General features: G+C 70.7%; 19 protein-coding genes. 17 read left to right on the top strand and 2 right to left on the bottom strand.

Annotation, left to right across the window (positions count from 1 at the left end; genetic code table 11):
- The first annotated feature begins 27 nt into the window (after nucleotides 1-27).
- Nucleotides 28-537, top strand: coding sequence for an ATP-binding protein (locus J8N05_RS28495; protein ID WP_210890456.1), 510 nt, complete (start codon nucleotides 28-30; stop codon nucleotides 535-537).
- Between the two features lie 3 nt (nucleotides 538-540).
- Here J8N05_RS28495 and idi read toward each other — a convergent pair whose 3' ends face one another.
- Both idi and galE read right to left on the bottom strand, forming a co-directional pair.
- Nucleotides 541-1134, bottom strand: a complete 594-nt coding sequence (idi, locus tag J8N05_RS28490; protein ID WP_210887717.1) for an isopentenyl-diphosphate Delta-isomerase — start codon at nucleotides 1132-1134, stop codon at nucleotides 541-543.
- Between the two features lie 343 nt (nucleotides 1135-1477).
- Nucleotides 1478-2455 carry a UDP-glucose 4-epimerase GalE gene (galE, locus tag J8N05_RS28485; protein ID WP_210887714.1) on the bottom strand — a complete coding sequence of 326 codons (978 nt, stop codon included), beginning with the start codon at nucleotides 2453-2455 and terminating at the stop codon, nucleotides 1478-1480.
- 309 nt (nucleotides 2456-2764) lie between these two features.
- Between galE and J8N05_RS28480 the strand changes: the two genes are divergently transcribed.
- The 16 genes from J8N05_RS28480 to ispG all read left to right on the top strand — a co-directional run bounded on the left by J8N05_RS28480 (nucleotide 2765) and on the right by ispG (nucleotide 19741).
- A complete protein-coding gene (locus J8N05_RS28480; RefSeq protein WP_210890455.1) occupies nucleotides 2765-4576 on the top strand; it encodes a DUF5941 domain-containing protein in 1812 nt (603 codons plus the stop codon).
- Complete coding sequence (locus J8N05_RS28475; RefSeq protein WP_210887711.1) at nucleotides 4573-5325, top strand: phosphocholine cytidylyltransferase family protein; 753 nt, start codon at nucleotides 4573-4575, stop codon at nucleotides 5323-5325. Before J8N05_RS28480 ends, J8N05_RS28475 begins: the two co-directional genes overlap by 4 nt.
- Complete coding sequence (locus J8N05_RS28470) at nucleotides 5313-6374, top strand: iron-containing alcohol dehydrogenase family protein (RefSeq protein WP_210887707.1); 1062 nt, start codon at nucleotides 5313-5315, stop codon at nucleotides 6372-6374. Before J8N05_RS28475 ends, J8N05_RS28470 begins: the two co-directional genes overlap by 13 nt.
- Entirely contained in the window at nucleotides 6352-7131 is a 780-nt protein-coding gene (locus J8N05_RS28465) for a CDP-alcohol phosphatidyltransferase family protein (protein WP_107019959.1), read from the top strand. The genes J8N05_RS28470 and J8N05_RS28465 overlap by 23 nt, the downstream gene beginning before the upstream one ends.
- 35 nt (nucleotides 7132-7166) lie before the next feature.
- Complete coding sequence (locus J8N05_RS28460; RefSeq protein ID WP_210890454.1) at nucleotides 7167-8021, top strand: glycosyltransferase family 2 protein; 855 nt, start codon at nucleotides 7167-7169, stop codon at nucleotides 8019-8021.
- Between the two features lie 96 nt (nucleotides 8022-8117).
- Complete coding sequence (locus tag J8N05_RS28455; RefSeq protein WP_210887704.1) at nucleotides 8118-9047, top strand: ABC transporter permease; 930 nt, start codon at nucleotides 8118-8120, stop codon at nucleotides 9045-9047.
- Complete coding sequence (locus J8N05_RS28450) at nucleotides 9040-9819, top strand: ABC transporter ATP-binding protein (RefSeq protein WP_210887700.1); 780 nt, start codon at nucleotides 9040-9042, stop codon at nucleotides 9817-9819. Before J8N05_RS28455 ends, J8N05_RS28450 begins: the two co-directional genes overlap by 8 nt.
- 385 nt (nucleotides 9820-10204) lie before the next feature.
- A complete protein-coding gene (hpnC, locus tag J8N05_RS28445) occupies nucleotides 10205-11107 on the top strand; it encodes a squalene synthase HpnC (RefSeq protein WP_210887697.1) in 903 nt (300 codons plus the stop codon).
- Nucleotides 11104-12054: a presqualene diphosphate synthase HpnD gene (hpnD, locus tag J8N05_RS28440; protein ID WP_210887694.1), complete on the top strand. Its 951-nt coding sequence runs from the start codon at nucleotides 11104-11106 to the stop codon at nucleotides 12052-12054. Before hpnC ends, hpnD begins: the two co-directional genes overlap by 4 nt.
- On the top strand, nucleotides 12054-12194 hold the full coding sequence (locus J8N05_RS48205) for a DUF6380 family protein (RefSeq protein ID WP_366787885.1): 141 nt from the start codon (nucleotides 12054-12056) through the stop codon (nucleotides 12192-12194). Before hpnD ends, J8N05_RS48205 begins: the two co-directional genes overlap by 1 nt.
- Nucleotides 12191-13615 carry a hydroxysqualene dehydroxylase HpnE gene (gene hpnE, locus J8N05_RS28435; RefSeq protein ID WP_210887691.1) on the top strand — a complete coding sequence of 475 codons (1425 nt, stop codon included), beginning with the start codon at nucleotides 12191-12193 and terminating at the stop codon, nucleotides 13613-13615. The genes J8N05_RS48205 and hpnE overlap by 4 nt, the downstream gene beginning before the upstream one ends.
- A gap of 59 nt (nucleotides 13616-13674) precedes the next feature.
- Nucleotides 13675-14742 (top strand): polyprenyl synthetase family protein, encoded by a 1068-nt coding sequence (locus J8N05_RS28430; RefSeq protein ID WP_210887688.1) that lies wholly within the window; start codon nucleotides 13675-13677, stop codon nucleotides 14740-14742.
- 110 nt (nucleotides 14743-14852) lie between these two features.
- The gene (gene shc, locus J8N05_RS28425) at nucleotides 14853-16883 is read left to right on the top strand and encodes a squalene--hopene cyclase (RefSeq protein WP_210887685.1); all 2031 of its coding nucleotides are present in this window, start codon (nucleotides 14853-14855) and stop codon (nucleotides 16881-16883) included.
- On the top strand, nucleotides 16883-17527 hold the full coding sequence (locus tag J8N05_RS28420) for a phosphorylase family protein (protein ID WP_210887682.1): 645 nt from the start codon (nucleotides 16883-16885) through the stop codon (nucleotides 17525-17527). Before shc ends, J8N05_RS28420 begins: the two co-directional genes overlap by 1 nt.
- Nucleotides 17528-17532: 5 nt before the next feature.
- Nucleotides 17533-18555: an adenosyl-hopene transferase HpnH gene (gene hpnH / locus J8N05_RS28415; RefSeq protein WP_189772326.1), complete on the top strand. Its 1023-nt coding sequence runs from the start codon at nucleotides 17533-17535 to the stop codon at nucleotides 18553-18555.
- 4 nt (nucleotides 18556-18559) lie between these two features.
- Nucleotides 18560-19741 carry a flavodoxin-dependent (E)-4-hydroxy-3-methylbut-2-enyl-diphosphate synthase gene (gene ispG / locus J8N05_RS28410; RefSeq protein WP_210887679.1) on the top strand — a complete coding sequence of 394 codons (1182 nt, stop codon included), beginning with the start codon at nucleotides 18560-18562 and terminating at the stop codon, nucleotides 19739-19741.

Below are 19741 nucleotides of genomic sequence, written 5' to 3'. Positions count from 1 at the left end.
ATCGAGCGCAAGGGCGGCGACCTGACGATGGACGACCAGGGGCGGGGGCCCGGCCCACGTCCTGAAGGCGGAGGGGAGGCGCCCCCCGAGGAGAGACCGCCCGGCCCATTGCCGTACGAGGGAGTCTGGCGGTTCACCGCTCCCGCCGTCGACTCCTCCGTACCGCAGGCACGGCACGCCGTCCGCGACCTGCTGGCCCGCCAGGGCGTACCGGTCTCCGACGACGTCGTCGAGGGACTGCTCCTGATCGTCTCCGAGCTGGTGACCAACGCGGTACGGCACGCGGCCCTGCTCTCCCCGATGCTCGGCGTCGAGGTCGCCGTCGGAGCCGAGTGGGTACGGGTCTCCGTCGAGGACAACCACCCCTACCGTCCCACGGCCCTGGAGGCCGACCACGGCCAGACCGGTGGCCGCGGCCTCCTCCTCGTGCGCGAGATCACCCGCGAGGCGGGCGGGGTGTGCGACGTGGAGCACACGGCGACGGGGGGCAAGGTGATCTGGTCCGCACTGCCCCTCACCGTCGCCCGGGCGGTCTGAGGGTCACCAGCCCGCGGAGTCGCCCGTCAGTTCCCTGATCGCCGGCCGGGCCGAGTCCAGCACGGTCATGAACCACGCCGAGAACGGGTCCTTCGCATGCCGCTCGGCCAGCTCGCCCGCACTCACGAAGACCGTCGACCCGACCTCCTCGGGGTCGGGTCGCAGAGCCGACTGCACCATCCCGACGAACAGATGGTTGAACTCCTGCTCCACCAGTCCCGAGTCCGGGTCCGGGTGGTTGTAGCGGACCGTGCCCGCCTCGGCGAGGAGCGACGGAGAGACCCCCAGCTCCTCGAACGTCCGCCGCGCGGCCGCCGCGAAGGGCGCCTCGCCGGGGTAGGGGTGGCCACAGCACGTGTTGGACCAGACACCGGGGGAGTGGTACTTGCCCAGTGCCCGCTGCTGCAGCAGCAGCCGCCCCCGCTCGTCGAAGAGGAAGACGGAGAACGCCCGGTGCAGCTGCCCGGGCGGCTGATGGGCCGTGAGCTTCTCCGCCGTGCCGATCGTGGTGCCGTCCTCATCGACCAGTTCGAGCAAGATGGCTTCAGCGTTGCCGTTCGACGAACTGTGCGTCGCGGTGGCAGGAGTGATCGGCATACCCGTCCTTCGCATCGGTCTTCAAGCCCCAAGTCTGCCGTACCGAACCGGCACTCCCGGCACCACGCGGGGTCCCGCACGTCCGGTTCCGCCGCGCGGCCGAACCGGACATCGCGCCCGGTACCGGCCGGACGGCGAAAGGGGCCGGACACCTCATCGTTCCCGCCGCTACCGGCACAGAACCGTCCAGAACGGGAGTATTCGCCCTTTCACCCGCAGGGGGTGGCCGGTTCGAACGCCGTAGCGCCGGATCGGGCGCCCCGCGCCCGCCGGCCTGCCCGCACCCGTGCGCGGCGCCTCCACCACCGGACGTACGCCGGATCGTCATGCGTACGCCGGATCGTCACGCGTGATGCAGCTGCCAGCCCTGCCATGCCGACTCGACCATCTCGCGCACCCCGCGCCGCGCGGTCCAGCGCAGTTCCTCGGCGGCCAGCGCGGCCGAGGCGACCGCGCGCGGCGCGTCACCCGGGCGGCGCGGCTCGACGAGCACCTCACGGGTGTCGCCGGTGACCTCGCCGATGAGCGTCACCAGTTCGCGCACCGAGACGCCCTCGCCGCGGCCGATGTTCACCGTCAGATCGCCCGCACCGCCTGAGGCGTCGGAGGAGGTCAGCCGGCGGGCCGCCGCGAGATGCGCCTCGGCGAGATCGGCGACATGGATGTAGTCGCGTACGCAGGTGCCGTCCGGCGTCGGATAGTCGTCGCCGAAGATCCGGGGAGCCTCGTCGCGGGTGAGCCGGTCGAAGACCATCGGGACCACGTTGAAGACACCGGTGTCCGCCAGCCCGGGGACGACGGCGCCCGCCACGTTGAAGTAGCGCAGGCACACGGTGTCGATGCCGTGGGCGCGGCCCGCGGCCCGCACCAGCCATTCGCCCGCGAGCTTCGTCTCGCCGTAGGGGCTCATCGGGGCACACGGGGTGTCCTCCGTGATGAGGTCCACATCCGGGTTGCCGTACACGGCCGCGGAGGAGGAGAAGACGAACCGCCGCACACCCGCCCCGGCGACCGCCTCCAGGAGCGTGGCGAGCCCGCCGAGGTTCTCCTGGTAGTAGCGCGTGGGCTGGGCCACGGACTCACCGACCTGCTTGCGCGCGGCCAGGTGCACCACACCCGTCACCGCGTGCTCGGCGAAGACCCGCTTGAGCAACTCCCCGTCCAGAGACGAGCCCTGCACGAGCGGAATGCCCTCGGGCAGCCGCGCGGGAACCCCGGCCGAGAGATCGTCGAGCGCGAGCACGCGCTCCCCGGCCTCGGCCATGGCGCGCGCCACATGCGCCCCGATGTATCCAGCCCCACCTGTGATCAGCCATGTCATGGACGCCCACCCTATGCCGGTCCGCTCCGGTCGGAACGCACATGTGCTCCGTACCTACGACGTGGGAGCCGTGCCCTGAATTGCGTCGGAATGGGCCGTGGTTTGTGGGCCGGGGCCCGAATCCACGATGATGATCGCCGAGGACGTACCGATCAGAACGTGTTGATCGGACCGTGAACGGGCGGTGAACGGCCGCTTCCCATCATCCGATAGCCTCTGCCGACATGCCGCCCGGCCGTCCCAGGGCGCACCCCCACCACGCACCTGCCCGGCGTCGTGCACGCCGGAACCCAGAGGAGTGAGTTCGTCCTGTCGACCGCCATCCTCACCGGTCAGCCGGTCCCCGGGTCGTCGCTCGAAGGCGATCTGCGGTCCCTCGGCTTCGACGTGCGGGCCGCCACCGACGCGGCCGACGCCGAGACGCTCCTCGCCGCCGTCCCCGCGGACCAGCGGGTGGCCGTCGTCGACGCCCGCTTCGTGGGGCACGTCCACGCGCTGCGGCTCGGCCTGACCGACCCCCGCTTCGACGCCGCCGCGATCCCCGGTGCCGTCACCGCCAGGTCCGCGGCGCGTCCGGCACTGGCCCGCGCGCTGCACACCGCGTCCGCGGAGGCGTCGAACGGCTCCGTGGTGGTCGGCATCGTCGCCGACCGTGTCGCGGAGGCCCTCGACACCGATCTGCACCGCCCCGAACTGGGCGAACTCGTCGCCGAGGTACCGAGGGACCCGCAGGCCCGCAACGAGGCCCGGCAGTCCGTCGCCTCCGTGGACGACGAGGCGATCCGGCTGCGTACGGCCGTGAAGTCCCGCGACGGCTTCTTCACCACGTACTGCATCAGCCCGTACTCCCGCTACATCGCCCGCTGGTGCGCCCGCCGCGGGATGACCCCGAACCAGGTCACCACCGCCTCGCTGATCACCGCGCTGATCGCGGCCGGCTGCGCGGCGACGGGCACCCGGGCCGGGTTCGTCGCCGCGGGGCTGCTCCTCCTCTTCTCCTTCGTCCTCGACTGCACGGACGGCCAGCTCGCCCGCTACTCCCTGCAGTACTCCACGCTCGGAGCCTGGCTCGACGCGACCTTCGACCGCGCCAAGGAGTACGCCTACTACGCGGGCCTCGCCCTCGGCGCGGCCCGGGGCGGCGACGACGTCTGGGCGCTGGCCCTCGCCGCGATGGTCCTGCAGACCTGCCGGCACGTCGTGGACTTCTCCTTCAACGAGGCGAACGTCGACAGCGCGGCGGCCAACACCAGCCCCACCGCGGCTCTTTCGGGCAAGCTCGACAGCGTCGGCTGGACGGTCTGGCTGCGCCGCATGATCGTCCTGCCCATCGGCGAGCGCTGGGCGATGATCGCGGTACTTACTGCGCTCACGACGCCCCGCATCACCTTCTACGTCCTGCTGATCGGCTGCGCGTTCGCCGCGTGCTACACCACCGCGGGCCGGGTGCTGCGCTCCCTGACCCGCAAGGCGCAGCGCAGTGACCGGGCCCTGCGGGCGCTGGCGGATCTCACGGACTCGGGCCCGCTCGCCGAGGTGTGCGCCTCCGCGCTGCGCAAGCTGCCCGCCCGACCGCCGGCCGGCTCGCGTCTGCTGATCGCGCTGCCGGGCGCCGCGATCCTCGTCGCCGCGGCCTGGACCGCCGGCTACGGCAGCTGGTGGCCCGTCCTCGCCGCCGCGCTGTACGTCCTCACCTCGGGTGCGGCCGTGGCGCAGCCCCTCAAGGGGGCCCTGGACTGGCTGGTCCCGCCGCTGCTGCGCGCCGCCGAATACGGCACCGTCCTGATCCTCGCGGCCAAAGCCGACGTGAACGGCGCCCTTCCGGCAGCTTTCGGGCTGGTGGCGGCCGTCGCCTACCATCACTACGACACGGTGTACCGCATCCGCGGCAACGCCGGCGCGCCGCCGCACTGGCTGGTGCGGGCGATCGGCGGGCACGAAGGCAGGACGCTGCTGGTCACCGTCCTGGCCGCGCTGCTCGCCGCAGAAGATTTCAAGGTCGCGCTCACGGCTCTCGCCGTGGCCGTGGCTCTGGTGGTGCTCTTCGAGAGCATCCGCTACTGGGTGACCGCCCACAGGCGCGGCGCACCCGCCGTACACGATGAAGGAGAACCCGCATGATCGGCCTCGTGCTGGCTGCCGGCGCCGGACGGCGTCTGCGCCCCTACACCGACACCCTGCCCAAGGCTCTGGTGCCGGTGGGACCCGAAGGCGACGAGGACAGCATCACGGTGCTCGACCTCACCCTCGGCAACTTCGCCGAGATCGGCCTGACCGAGGTCGCGATCATCGTCGGTTACCGCAAGGAAGCCGTCTATGAGCGCCGCGAGGCGCTGGAGCAGAAGTACGGCGTCAAGATCACGCTGATCGACAACGACAAGGCCGAGGAGTGGAACAACGCCTACTCCCTGTGGTGCGGCCGTGACGCGATCAAGCACTCGGTGATCCTCGCCAACGGCGACACCGTGCACCCGGTCTCCGTCGAGAAGACCCTGCTCGCCGCCCGCGGCGACGGCAAGAAGATCATCCTCGCCCTCGACACGGTGAAGTCCCTCGCCGACGAGGAGATGAAGGTCGTCGTCGGGCCCGAGGGCGGCATGACGAAGATCACCAAGCTGATGGACCCCGCCGAGGCGACCGGTGAGTACATCGGCGTGACCCTCATCGAGGGCGACGCCGCCGACGAGCTGGCCGACGCCCTCAAGACGGTCTTCGAGACGGACCCGCAGCAGTTCTACGAGCACGGCTACCAGGAGCTCGTGAACCGCGGCTTCCGGATCGACGTGGCCCCCATCGGCGACGTCAAGTGGGTCGAGATCGACAACCACGAGGACCTCGCCAAGGGACGCGTGATCGCGTGCCAGTACTGACGAGGCTCATCCCCTCGCCGGTCGTCGTCGACATCCGTCCGGGTGCCCTGGACGACCTCTCCGCGGTCCTCGCCGACCAGCGCATCTCGCACTCCGGCAAGCTGGCCGTCGCCATCAGCGGCGGCTCGGGCGCCAAGCTGCGCGAGCGGCTGACCCCGGCGATGCCGGGCGCCGACTGGTTCGAGGTCGGCGGCGGCACCCTGGACGAGGCGATCAAGCTCGGCGACGCCATGAAGAAGGGGCGCTACGACGCGGTCGTGGGCCTCGGCGGCGGCAAGATCATCGACTGTGCGAAGTTCGCCGCGGCCCGGATCGGCCTTCCGCTGGTCGCCGTCGCGACGAACCTCTCGCACGACGGTTTGTGCTCCCCGGTCGCGACCCTCGACAACGACGCGGGCCGCGGCTCGTACGGTGTGCCGAACCCGATCGCCGTGGTCATCGACCTCGACGTGATCCGTGAGGCCCCGGTCCGCTTCGTGCGCTCCGGCATCGGCGACGCCCTGTCCAACATCTCCGCGATCGCGGACTGGGAGCTGGCCAACCGGGAGAAGGGCGAGCAGATCGACGGCCTCGCCGCCGCGATGGCCCGCCAGGCCGGCGAGGCCGTGCTGCGGCACCCGGGCGGCGTCGGCGACGACGGCTTCCTCCAGGTGCTCGCCGAGGGCCTGGTTCTCACCGGTATCTCCATGTCGGTCGCGGGCGACTCCCGTCCGGCGTCCGGCGCCTGCCACGAGATCAACCACGGTTTCGACCTGCTCTTTCCCAAGCGCGCCGCCAGCCACGGCGAGCAGTGCGGTCTGGGCGCGGCCTTCGCGATGCATCTGCGCGGGGCCCGCGAGGAGTCGGCGTACATGGCCGAGGTCCTGCGGCGCCACGGGCTGCCCGTGCTGCCGGAGGAGATCGGCTTCACCCCGGAGGAGTTCGTCCAGGTCGTGGAGTTCGCTCCGTCGACCAGGCCGGGCCGCTACACGATCCTCGAACACCTCGACCTCTCCACCGACCAGATCAGGGACGCATACGCCGACTATGCAAAAGCCATCGGTAGCTGAGCTCCGCCCGGTCGTGCACCCCCCGGGTGTCAAGGACCGGCGGAGCGGCGAGCACTGGGGAGGCCGGCTCTACATGCGCGAGATCTCGCTGCGCATCGACCGGCACCTGGTGAACACCAAGGTCACGCCCAACCAGCTGACCTACGTGATGACCGTCTTCGGCGTGCTCGCCGCCCCGGCCCTGCTGGTGCCGGGCATCCCGGGCGCCCTGCTCGGCGTACTGATGGTCCAGCTGTACCTGCTGTTCGACTGCGTCGACGGCGAGATCGCCCGCTGGCGCAAGCAGTACTCGATGACCGGGGTGTACGTCGACCGCGTCGCCGCCTACCTGTGCGACGCCGCGGTCCTGGTCGGCTTCGGCCTGCGCGCGGCGGACCTGTGGGGCACCGGACGCATCGACTGGCTGTGGGCGTTCCTCGGCACCCTGGCCGCCCTCGGCGCGGTCCTGATCAAGTCCGAGACCGACCTCGTCGGGGTCGCCCGCCACCAGACCGGCAAGGCACCGGTCCAGGAGTCGGCGTCCGAGCCGCGCTCCTCCGGCATGGCGCTGGCCCGCCGGGCCGCGGGCGCGCTCAAGTTCCACCGGCTCGTCCTCGGCATCGAGGCCTCGCTGCTGATCCTGGTCCTCGCGGTCCTGGACACGGTCCGGGACGACCTGTTCTTCTCGCGGCTCGGTGTCGCGGTCCTGGCCGGCATCGCGATGCTCCAGACCGTGCTGCACCTGGTGTCCATCCTCGCTTCGAGCAGGCTGAAGTGAGCACGGCCACGAAGGTCGGCGCGGTGATCATCACCATGGGCAACCGCCCCGACGAACTCCGCGCCCTCCTCGACTCGGTCGCCAAGCAGGACGGCGACCCGGTCGAGGTGGTCGTGGTCGGCAACGGCTCGCCCGTCCCGGACGTCACCGGGTCCATACCCGGTGTCCGCACGGTCGAGCTGCCGGAGAACCTCGGCATCCCCGGCGGCCGCAACGTCGGCATCGAGGCGTTCGGCCCCGGCGGCACCGACGTGGACGTCCTGCTCTTCCTGGACGACGACGGGCTCCTGGCCCGCCACGACACCGCCGAACTGTGCCGGCAGGCCTTCGCGGCCGATGCGGAACTGGGCATCATCAGCTTCCGTATCGCGGACCCGGAGACCGGCGTCACCCAGCGCCGCCACGTGCCCCGGCTGCGCGCCTCCGACCCGATGCGCGACTCCCGCGTCACCACCTTCCTCGGCGGCGCCAACGCCGTCCGTACGAAGGTGCTCGCCGAGGTCGGCGGACTCCCCGAGGAGTTCTTCTACGCCCACGAGGAGACCGATCTCGCCTGGCGGGCCCTCGACGCGGGCTGGATGATCGACTACCGCTCGGACATGGTGCTCAACCACCCCACGACCGCACCCTCGCGGCACGCGGTCTACCACCGGATGGTCGCCCGCAACCGCGTCTGGCTCGCCCGTCGCAACCTGCCCGCGCCGCTGGTCCCCGTGTACCTCGGCGTCTGGATGCTGCTCACGCTCGCCCGTCGCCCCTCGCGCCCGGCCCTGAAGGCCTGGTTCGGCGGTTTCAAGGAGGGCTGGACCAGCCCGTGCGGCCCCCGGCGCCCCATGAAGTGGCGTACGGTATGGCGCCTGACCCGTCTGGGCCGACCACCCGTCATCTGAGACGCTCGATATCTGAGAGCATTCGGGCCGTACCCCGGTCCCTGTCTTTGGCCTACGCCCTACCAGGCCGCGCACCTTGAGGACGAAAGTTTCCCTGTGAGTGAGACAACGCATGACGGCGGCGTCGCGGTGAGCGCCCCCCCGTCCCCCGATGAAGGGCTCTCCGCGGCGGACCTCGCCGCCAAGTACGGACTGGCCGTCAGCGGCGCCCGGCCCGGACTCGTCGAGTACGTCCGTCAGCTCTGGGGACGGCGTCACTTCATCCTCGCCTTCTCGCAGGCGAAGCTCACCGCCCAGTACAGCCAGGCCAAGCTCGGCCAGCTGTGGCAGGTGGCCACACCGCTGCTGAACGCGGCCGTGTACTTCCTGATCTTCGGCCTGATCCTGAAGGCCGACCGCGGCATGGACCGGGAGGTCTACATCCCGTTCCTGGTGACGGGCGTCTTCGTCTTCACCTTCACCCAGAGCTCGGTGATGGCGGGCGTGCGCGCGATCTCCGGGAACCTCGGACTCGTGCGGGCGCTGCACTTCCCGCGCGCCGCGCTGCCGATCTCGTTCTCGCTGCAGCAGCTCCAGCAGCTGCTCTTCTCGATGATCGTGCTGTTCGTCGTGGCGGTCGGCTTCGGCAGCTACCCCCAGCTGTCCTGGCTGCTGATCGTCCCGATCCTGGTGCTGCAGTTCCTCTTCAACACCGGTCTCGCGATGATCATGGCCAGGATGGGCGCCAAGACCCCGGACCTGGCCCAGCTCATGCCGTTCGTGATGCGTACGTGGATGTACGCATCCGGTGTCATGTTCTCGATCCCCGTGATGCTCGACGAGCACCCGAAGTGGATCGCCGACATCCTCCAGTGGAACCCGGCCGCCATCTACATGGACCTGATGCGCTTCGCGCTCATCGACGGCTACGGCTCCGAGAACCTGCCGCCGCACGTGTGGGCGGTCGCGGGCGGCTGGGCCGTCCTCGTCGCCGTCGGCGGTTTCGTGTACTTCTGGAAGGCTGAGGAGCGTTACGGCCGTGGCTGAGCAGACCGACAGGACCCAGATCCCGACCGTCATCGCGGACGAGCTGCACATCGTCTACCGCGTCAACGGCGCCAAGACCGGCAAGGGCAGCGCCACCTCCGCCCTCAGCCGCATACTCCGGCGCGGCGAGGAGCGGGGCGTGCGCAAGGTGCACGCCGTGCGCGGTGTCTCCTTCAAGTCCTACCGCGGCGAGGCCATCGGCCTCATCGGATCCAACGGCTCCGGCAAGTCCACCCTGCTGCGGGCCATCGCGGGACTGCTCCCCGCGGAGAAGGGCCACGTCTACACCGACGGCCAGCCCTCGCTCCTCGGCGTCAACGCGGCCCTGATGAACGACCTCACGGGCGAGCGGAACGTCATCCTCGGCGGACTCGCCATGGGGATGTCCCGCGAGCAGATCAGGGAGCGCTACCAGAGCATCGTCGACTTCTCGGGCATCAACGAGAAGGGCGACTTCATCACCCTGCCCATGCGCACCTACTCCTCCGGCATGGCGGCCCGGCTGCGCTTCTCCATCGCCGCCGCCAAGGACCACGACGTCCTCATGATCGACGAGGCCCTGGCGACCGGCGACCGCAAGTTCCAGAAGCGCTCCGAGGCCCGGATCCGGGAGCTCCGCAAGGAGGCCGGCACGGTGTTCCTCGTCAGCCACAACAACAAGTCCATCCGTGACACGTGCGACCGCGTCCTGTGGCTGGAACGCGGCGAGCTGCGCCTGGACGGACCGACCGACGAGGTCCTCAAGGAGTACGAGAAGTTCACGGGCAAGTAGCCCGGGTCGTAGAAGAACCACGCAGGGCCCCGCCGGAACGGTTCGGCGGGGCCCTGCGTCTGCAAAGGAAACGCCAACTCCGGTCGCCCGTAGGAATCTTGACGCCAATCGGTGTGTTCTTGTGATGTGCAGGACACCCCGGCGGAGCACGACCGGTTGTACAACGTAAGCTGTACCGGTGCTGATTCGCGGCAAGTAGGGCGATACTGCGCGACACCCGGCATAGGGTCTGCCGCGCGGACGGCCGGGCGGCGTGTCCGAAATAGTCACCATTGGGTCAGCAGTGTAGAACGGGAGATGTGACGGCGATGGCTACGGAAACTCTCCAGCTCCGCTGCGCGTGTGCCGTCCGTGCGTGTGCCGTCCGCGGCCCGGGCGGCAGGCGATGACGCCGGCCGGAACGGCACACGCCGGTGACCCGGAGCGCAGCACCCTGGACAAGGCCGCGGACGAGAACTTTCCCGTGGCGCCGTTCTTCCTGCCCAAGGCATGGCGGGCCGACCTCATGGCCGTCTACGGCTTCGCCCGGCTCGTCGACGACATCGGCGACGGCGACCTGGCCCCCGGCGGCGCGGACGCCCGCCTCCTGGGCGTGTCCCCCGAAGAGGCGAAGGACCGGCTCGTCCTGCTGGACGCCTTCGAGGCCGACCTGCACAAGGTCTTCGACTCGACCCCGGGCCACCCGCTCCTGCGCCGCCTGCAGCCCACGGTCCGCCGCACCGGCCTGACCCCCGAGCCCTTCCTCGGCCTGATCGCCGCGAACCGCCAGGACCAGCTCGTCAAGCGGTACGAGACCTACGACGACCTCCTCGCCTACTGCGAACTGTCCGCGAACCCGGTCGGCCGCCTCGTCCTGTCCGTCACCGGCACCTCGACCCCCGAGCGGATCCGCCTCTCCGACGCGGTCTGCACCGCCCTGCAGATCGTCGAACACCTCCAGGACGTCGCCGAGGACCTCGGCCGCGACCGCATCTACCTTCCCGCCGAGGACATGAAGCGCTTTCACGTCCAGGAGGCGGATCTCGCCACGCCCACGGCAGGCGCATCGGCGCGCGCACTGGTTGCATACGAAGCAGAACGCGCCCGGAACCTCCTGAATGAAGGCACCCCCCTCGTGGGTAGCGTCCACGGCAGGCTGAAGCTGCTGCTCGCGGGGTTCGTGGCAGGAGGAAGGGCGGCGATCCGGGCGATCGCCGCCGCCGAATACGACGTACTTCCCGGCCCGCCGAAGCCCGGCAAGATCCAGTTGCTGCGCGAGGTGGGAGTGACTCTGCGAGGAGAGGGGTGATCCGGACCGTGGAGTCGGAACCACACATGTCCGCACCGGTACTCGCCGCTTACGGCTACTGCGAGGCGGTCACCGGGCAGCAGGCCCGGAATTTCGCGTACGGCATCCGGCTGCTGCCGACGCCCAAGCGACGGGCCATGTCGGCCCTGTACGCGTTCTCACGGCGCGTCGACGACATCGGTGACGGCGTGCTCGCCCCCGAGGTCAAGGCGAAGCGGCTGGAGGAGACCCGGGCGCTGCTCGGCCGGATCCGCGACCGCTCGGTCGACGAGGACGACACCGATCCGGTCGCCGTCGCCCTGCGGCACACGGCGGACCACTTCCCGGTCCCGCTCGACGGCCTCGACGAACTCATCGACGGCGTGCTCATGGACGTCCGCGGCGAGACGTACGAGACCTGGGACGACCTGAAGGTCTACTGCCGCTGCGTCGCCGGAGCCATCGGCCGGCTCTCGCTCGGCGTCTTCGGCACGGAACCGGGGGCGCGCGGCGCCGAGCGGGCGCCGGAGTACGCGGACACACTCGGGCTCGCGCTGCAACTCACCAACATCCTCAGGGACGTTCGCGAGGACGCCGAGAACGGGCGGACGTATCTGCCCGCCGACGACCTCGCGAAGTTCGGCTGCTCCGCCGGGTTCGAGGGGCCGCGCGCACCGGAGGGCTCCGACTTCGCGGGCCTCGTGCACTTCGAGGTGCGCCGCGCCCGCGCGCTCTTCGCGGAGGGCTACCGGCTGCTGCCCATGCTGGACCGCCGCAGCGGCGCCTGCGTCGCCGCGATGGCCGGTATCTACCGCCGCCTCCTGGACCGCATCGAGCGCGAACCGGAGGCCGTCCTGCGCGGCCGGGTCTCGCTCCCCGGCCGCGAGAAGGCGTACGTCGCCGTGCGCGGCCTCTCCGGCCTCGACGCCCGGCACGTCTCGCGCCGAACCGTCAGGAGGCGCGCTTGATGGACACTCCGGGCCAAGATGACGCAAGTACCTGGAAACGGCGCGCAACCCTCCGGCCGGGGACGGCGTCCCTGACTGCATCGGCCGCCCGTGCCCCGCTCCACCGGCACGGCGAGGCCGCGGGGGAAGGTGCACGATGAACGACACCACGCAGGACGAGGGGCCCGATGCCGGCTCCCCGGGACGCCCCACGACGGCCGTAGTGGTCGGCGGGGGGCTCGCGGGGACGACCGCGGCGCTCGCGCTGGCCGACGCGGGAGTCCGTGTCACGCTGCTCGAAGGCAGGCCACGCCTCGGCGGGCTCGCCTTCTCCTTCCAGCGCGACGGACTCACCGTGGACAACGGCCAGCATGTGTATCTGCGCTGCTGCACGGCGTACCGCTGGTTCCTCGACCGGGTCGAAGGAGCCGCGCTCGCGCCGCTCCAGGACCGTCTGGACGTGCCCGTCCTCGACGCGGAGGCACCGGCCGGACGACGGCTCGGCAGAATCGGCCGAACGGCGCTGCCCGTCCCGCTGCATCTGGCGCGCAGCCTCGCGACCTATCCGCATCTCTCGCTCGCCGAGCGCGCCAGGGTCGGCCGTGCCGCTCTGGCGCTCAAGGGACTCGACCTCGCCGATCCCGCGCTCGACGCGCAGAACTTCGGCGGCTGGCTGACCGCGCACGGTCAGTCCGACCGGGCCATCGAGGCACTGTGGGACCTGGTGGGGGTCGCCACCCTCAACGCGGTGGCCGGCGACGCCTCGCTCGGGCTCGCCGCGATGGTGTTCAAGACCGGTCTGCTGTCCGACCCGGGCGCCGCCGACATCGGCTGGGCGCGCGTCCCGCTGGGTGAACTGCACGACCGGCTGGCCCGCAAGGCGCTCGACTCCGCGGGAGTCCGTACCGAGGTCCGTACACGAGTCACCTCCATCTCCCAACACGAGAACGGGCGTTGGAGCGTATCGGTTCCCGGCGAGACGCTCGACGCCGAGACGGTCGTCCTCGCCGTACCCCAGCGCGAGGCCCACGATCTGCTGCCCGAGGGCGCGCTCGACGCCCCGGAGCGGCTGCTGGAGATCGGGACGGCGCCGATCCTCAACATCCACGTCGTGTACGACCGCAAGGTGCTCAACCGGCCGTTCTTCGCCGCGCTCGGCTCCCCGGTGCAGTGGGTCTTCGACCGCACCGAGGCGTCCGGGCTCACCGACGGCCAGTACCTCGCGCTCTCCCAGTCGGCCGCGCAGGACGAGATCGACGCACCGGTCGCGGCGCTGCGCGAGAAGTACCTGCCGGAACTGGAGCGGCTGCTGCCGCACACCAGGGACGCGGAGGTCCGGGACTTCTTCGTGACCCGGGAGCGCACGGCGACGTTCGCCCCGACCCCCGGCGTCGGACGGCTGCGGCCAGGCGCCCGCACCAAGGCATCCGGCCTGTACCTGGCCGGCGCGTGGACCGCCACAGGGTGGCCCGCGACCATGGAGAGTGCGGTCCGCAGCGGAGTGAGCGCGGCCGACGCCGCACTCGACGCCCTGGGCCGGCCACGCGACCACCTCTTCGAGCTCTTCGAGGAGGCGGCGTGACGCTCCAGCAGAGCGCGGCTGGCTCCCGCACCCCCCGTATCGCAAATAGAGGAGAGACTGTGCCCACTGTGCCCCCGGCATCGAAGGCTGCCGACGCGGTGGACGTGACCGCGCTCCTGGAGCGCGGCCGGACCCTGGCCTCACCTGTACTGCGGGCGGCCATCGACCGCCTCGCACCCCCCATGGACACCGTCGCCGCCTACCACTTCGGCTGGATCGACGCCGAGGGCAACCCCGCCGAGGGCGACGGCGGCAAGGCCGTACGTCCCGCTCTGGCCGTGCTGTCCGCCGAGGCGGCCGGCGCCGCCCCCGAGGTGGGTGTGCCGGGCGCGGTCGCCGTCGAGCTGGTGCACAACTTCTCCCTCCTGCACGACGACCTGATGGACGGCGACGAGCAGCGCCGCCACCGCGACACCGTCTGGAAGGTGCACGGCCCCGCCCAGGCGATCCTCGTCGGCGACGCCCTGTTCGCGCTGGCCAACGAACTGCTCCTGGAACTCGGCACGGTCGAGGCGGGCCGCGCCACCCGCCGGCTGACCACCGCCACCCGCGCGCTGATCGACGGCCAGGCCCAGGACATCTCCTACGAGCACCGCGACCGCGTCAGCGTCGAGGAGTGCCTGGAGATGGAGGGCAACAAGACCGGCGCCCTGCTCGCCTGCGCCTGCTCCATCGGCGCGGTCCTCGGCGGCGCCGACGAGCGCACGGCGGACACGCTGGAGAAGTACGGCTACCACCTCGGCCTCGCCTTCCAGGCCGTCGACGACCTCCTCGGCATCTGGGGCGACCCGGTGTCCACCGGCAAGCAGACCTGGAGCGACCTGCGCCAGCGCAAGAAGTCCCTGCCCGTCGTGGCCGCGCTCGCGGCCGGCGGCCCGGCCTCCGAGCGCCTCGGCGAACTGCTCGCCGCGGACGCCAAGAGCAGCGACTTCGAGAACTTCTCCGAGGAGGAGTTCGCCGTGCGCGCCGCGCTCATCGAGGAGGCGGGCGGCCGCGAGTGGACCGCCCAGGAGGCGCGCCGCCAGCACACCGTCGCCGTCGAGGCCCTCGACACGATCGACATGCCGGACCGGGTGCGGGCTCAGTTCGTGGAGCTCGCCGACTTCGTCGTCGTACGAAAGAGATGATCACTATCGGTCGAATAGCCCTCGCGTAGTCGCCGGCCGGTGCTGCGGAAGAACGAGCACCGGCCGACGGCGGACCCAGCAGAGACATGCCACTGCACGAAGGGGAAGCCATGACAGCGACGACCGACGGAAGCACCGGAGCCCTCCCGCCCCGGGCAGCCTCGGCCAGCGACATCCGGACAGAATCGACTCCCGCGGCGGCCGGGACAGCCGATATCCGAGAGACCGCCACGCACGCGATACAGCGTGCCACCGACTTCCTGCTCACCACGCAGGACGCCGAGGGCTGGTGGAAGGGCGACCTGGAGACCAACGTCACCATGGACGCCGAAGACCTGCTGCTCCGTCAGTTCCTGGGCATCGACGACGAGAAGACCACCCGGGCCGCCGGGCTGTTCATCCGCGGCGAGCAGCGCGAGGACGGCACCTGGGCCTCCTTCTACGGCGGACCGGGCGAACTGTCCACCACCATCGAGGCGTACGTGGCGCTGCGGCTGGCCGGTGACCTGCCGGACGATCCGCACATGGCGCGGGCGTCCGCCTGGATCCGGGAGCGGGGCGGTATCGCGTCGGCCCGGGTCTTCACCCGGATCTGGCTCGCCCTGTTCGGCTGGTGGAAGTGGGACGACCTCCCCGAACTTCCCCCGGAACTCATCTGGTTCCCGAAGTGGATGCCGCTCAACATCTACGACTTCGGCTGCTGGGCCCGGCAGACCATCGTGCCGCTCACCGTCGTCTCCGCGAAGCGCCCGGTCCGTCCGGCGCCCTTCGCGCTGGACGAACTGCACACCGACCCCGGCAACCCCAATCCGGTCAAACCCTTCGCCCCGGTGGCGAGTTGGGACGGCGCGTTCCAGCGGCTCGACCGGGCCCTGCACGCCTACCGCAAGGTCGCGCCGCGCAGACTGCGCCGGGCCGCGATGAACACCGCCGCCCGCTGGATCATCGAGCGCCAGGAGAACGACGGGTGCTGGGGCGGCATCCAGCCGCCCGCCGTCTACTCGGTCATCGCGCTCTACCTGCTCGGCTACGACCTCCAACACCCCGTGATGCGGGAGGGACTCGCCTCCCTGGACCGCTTCGCCGTGTGGCGCGAGGACGGGGCCCGGATGATCGAGGCCTGTCAGTCACCGGTGTGGGACACCTGCCTGGCGACCATCGCGCTCGCCGACGCGGGCGTGCCCGCCGACCACCCGCAGATGGTGCGGGCGGCGGACTGGATGCTCGGGGAGGAGATCGTCCGCCCCGGCGACTGGGCGGTCAAACGGCCACAACTGCCGCCCGGCGGCTGGGCGTTCGAGTTCCACAACGACAACTACCCCGACATCGACGACACCGCCGAAGTGGTCCTCGCGCTGCGCCGGGTCAGGCACCACGACCCGGAGCGGGTGGAGAAGGCCATCGGGCGGGGCGTGCGCTGGAACCTCGGCATGCAGTCGAAGAACGGCGCGTGGGGCGCCTTCGACGTCGACAACACCAGCCCCTTCCCCAACCGGCTGCCGTTCTGCGACTTCGGCGAGGTCATCGACCCGCCGTCCGCCGACGTCACCGCGCACGTCGTGGAGATGCTCGCGGTGGAGGGCCTGGCCCACGATCCGCGCACCCGCCGGGGCGTCGAGTGGCTGCTCGCCGAACAGGAGGCGAACGGCTCCTGGTTCGGCCGCTGGGGCGTCAACTACGTATACGGCACGGGGTCGGTGGTGCCCGCGCTGGTCGCCGCCGGACTGCCCGGCTCGCATCCCGCGATCCGGCGGGCGGTGGCCTGGCTGGAGACCGTGCAGAACGACGACGGGGGCTGGGGCGAGGACCTGCGTTCCTACCACGACGTCGCCGAGTGGAGCGGGCGGGGCGAGTCGACCGCCTCCCAGACCGCGTGGGCGCTGCTGGCGCTGCTCGCGGCCGGGGAGCGGGAGTCCAAGGCCGTCGAGCGCGGGATCGCCTGGCTCGCGCAGACCCAGCTGGCGGACGGCTCCTGGGACGAGCCGTACTTCACCGGCACCGGGTTCCCGTGGGACTTCTCCATCAACTACCACCTCTACCGGCAGGTGTTCCCACTCACCGCACTGGGCCGGTACGTCAACGGCGAACCGTTCGCCGACCTGCACAGCGGCTCCCAGAGCGCTTTCGGCAGGGCCAGCTGATGAGCGCGACACCGGACACCGCCCCGCTGCTGATCGCCTGCGCGCTGGGCATCGAGCGGTTCGCCCTGCGCACGGGCGGCGACCGGGGCGGCGCCGACGGACCGGTCACCGTGCTGCGTACGGGCATGGGTCCGGCCGCCGCCGAGCGGGCGGTCGGCAAGGTGCTGGCCGGTCCCGAGATGCGCGGGGCGGCCGTCCTGGCCACGGGCTTCTGCGCCGGGCTCGCGCCCGGTATGCATCCGGGAGACCTGGTCGTCGCCGAGGAGACCCGGGACGCGCACGGCAGCACGCCGTGCGTGGGCACCGGGCTGCTCGTCGGGGAACTGCGGCGTGCCGTGCCCGGGCGCGCCGTCCACACGGGACCGCTCGCCGGTTCCGATCACGTGGTCCGCGGTCCCGAACGGGCGGAGCTGTACGCGACCGGGGCGATCGGGGTCGACATGGAGTCGGCGGCGACGCTCCGCAGTGCGGTCCACGCGGGCGGGCGCCCGGTTGCCGCCGTACGGGTGGTCGTGGACGCCCCGGAACATGAACTCGTCCGGATCGGCACGGTACGCGGTGGAATATCAGCCTTCCGTGTTCTTCGTGCCGTTCTTCCTGTTTTCTATGAATGGCACCGTTCCTTGCTGCTCCCCAGGAGGTGAGCCAGATGGCCATGCCGCTTCGCCAGACCATCAAGGTCGCGACGTATCTCATGGAACAGAAACTCCGCAAGCGGGATAAGTTTCCGCTGATCGTCGAACTGGAACCGCTGTACGCCTGCAATCTCGCGTGCGAGGGCTGCGGCAAGATCCAGCATCCGGCCGGCGTGCTCAAGCAGCGCATGCCGGTGGCGCAGGCCGTGGGGGCGGTGCTCGAATCGGGTGCGCCGATGGTCTCCATCGCCGGCGGCGAACCCCTGATGCACCCTCATATCGACGAGATCGTGCGGCAGTTGGTGGCGAGGAAGAAGTACATCTTCCTGTGCACCAATGCCATGCTGCTGCGCAAGAAGATGGACAAGTTCACGCCCTCGCCGTACTTCGCGTTCGCCGTGCACATCGACGGTCTGCGCGAGCGGCACGACGAGTCCGTCGCCAAGGAGGGCGTGTTCGACGAGGCGGTCGCGGCCATCAAGGAGGCCAAGCGGCGCGGCTTCCGGGTGACCACCAACTCGACGTTCTTCAACACCGACACCCCGCAGACGATCATCGAGGTACTGAACTACCTCAATGACGACCTGAAGGTGGACGAGATGATGATCTCGCCCGCCTACGCCTACGAGAAGGCGCCCGACCAGGAGCACTTCCTGGGCGTGGAGCAGACCCGGGAGCTGTTCAAGAAAGCATTCGCCGGCGGCAACCGGCTGCGCTGGCGGCTCAACCACTCCCCGCTCTTCCTGGACTTCCTGGAGGGCAAGGTCGACTTCCCCTGCACGGCGTGGGCGATCCCCAACTACTCGCTGTTCGGCTGGCAGAAGCCCTGCTATCTGATGAGCGACGGGTACGTCACGACGTACAAGGACCTCATCGAGAAGACCGACTGGGACGCGTACGGCCGCGGCAAGGACCCGCGGTGCGCCAACTGCATGGCGCACTGCGGTTACGAGCCGACGGCGGTCATGGCCACCATGGGCTCGCTCAAGGAGTCGCTGCGGGCCGCCCGCGAGACCGTCTCGGGAAACCGCGGGTGACGTGATGACCGCCATCTCCTTGGGCCTCCCCGAGGTGCCGGTCCGGCCGATCGCGGAACGCCGTGTCTCACGGCGGATCCAGGTCGGACCGGTGGCGGTCGGGGGCGGCGCGCCCGTCTCGGTGCAGTCGATGACGACCACGCGTACGTCGGACATCGGCGCCACCCTGCAGCAGATCGCCGAACTCACCGCGTCCGGCTGCCAGATCGTCCGCGTCGCCTGCCCCACGCAGGACGACGCGGACGCGCTGGCCACCATCGCGCGCAAGTCGCAGATCCCGGTGATCGCGGACATCCACTTCCAGCCGAAGTACGTGTTCGCCGCGATCGAGGCGGGCTGCGCGGCGGTCCGGGTCAACCCCGGCAACATCAAGCAGTTCGACGACAAGGTGAAGGAGATCGCGCGGGCCGCCGTCGACCACGGCACGCCGATCCGGATCGGGGTCAACGCCGGCTCGCTGGACCGGCGCCTCCTCCAGAAGTACGGGAAGGCCACGCCCGAGGCACTGGTCGAGTCGGCGCTGTGGGAGGCGTCCCTCTTCGAGGAGCACGGCCTGCGGGACATCAAGATCTCGGTCAAGCACAACGACCCGGTCGTGATGGTCAACGCCTACCGGCAGCTGGCGGCGCAGTGCGACTATCCGCTGCACCTCGGCGTGACCGAGGCGGGCCCCGCCTTCCAGGGCACCATCAAGTCCGCGGTCGCCTTCGGGGCGCTGCTCGCCGAGGGCATCGGCGACACCATCCGGGTGTCCCTGAGCGCCCCGCCCGCCGAGGAGTGCAAGGTCGGCATCCAGATCCTGGAGTCGCTGGGGCTTCGGGAGCGCCGCCTGGAGATCGTGTCCTGCCCGTCCTGCGGGCGGGCCCAGGTCGACGTCTACAAGCTCGCCGACGAGGTCACGGCCGGCCTGGAGGGCATGGAAGTGCCCCTGCGCGTCGCGGTCATGGGCTGCGTCGTCAACGGGCCTGGAGAGGCACGCGAGGCGGACCTGGGGGTCGCCTCCGGCAACGGCAAGGGACAGATCTTCGTCAGGGGCGAGGTCATCAGGACCGTCCCCGAGTCGAAGATCGTGGAGACCCTCATCGACGAGGCGATGAAGATCGCCGAGCAGATGGAGGCGGACGGCGTCGCATCGGGCGAGCCGGAGGTCACGGTGCCGGGGCAACCCGCCGCCACCGCGAGTTAG

Source organism: Streptomyces liliiviolaceus (assembly GCF_018070025.1).
GTDB classification, from domain to species: Bacteria; Actinomycetota; Actinomycetes; order Streptomycetales; family Streptomycetaceae; genus Streptomyces; species Streptomyces liliiviolaceus.
The sequence above is the reverse complement of the archived record's forward strand: the minus strand, read 5'-3'. Positions and strand labels throughout refer to the sequence as shown.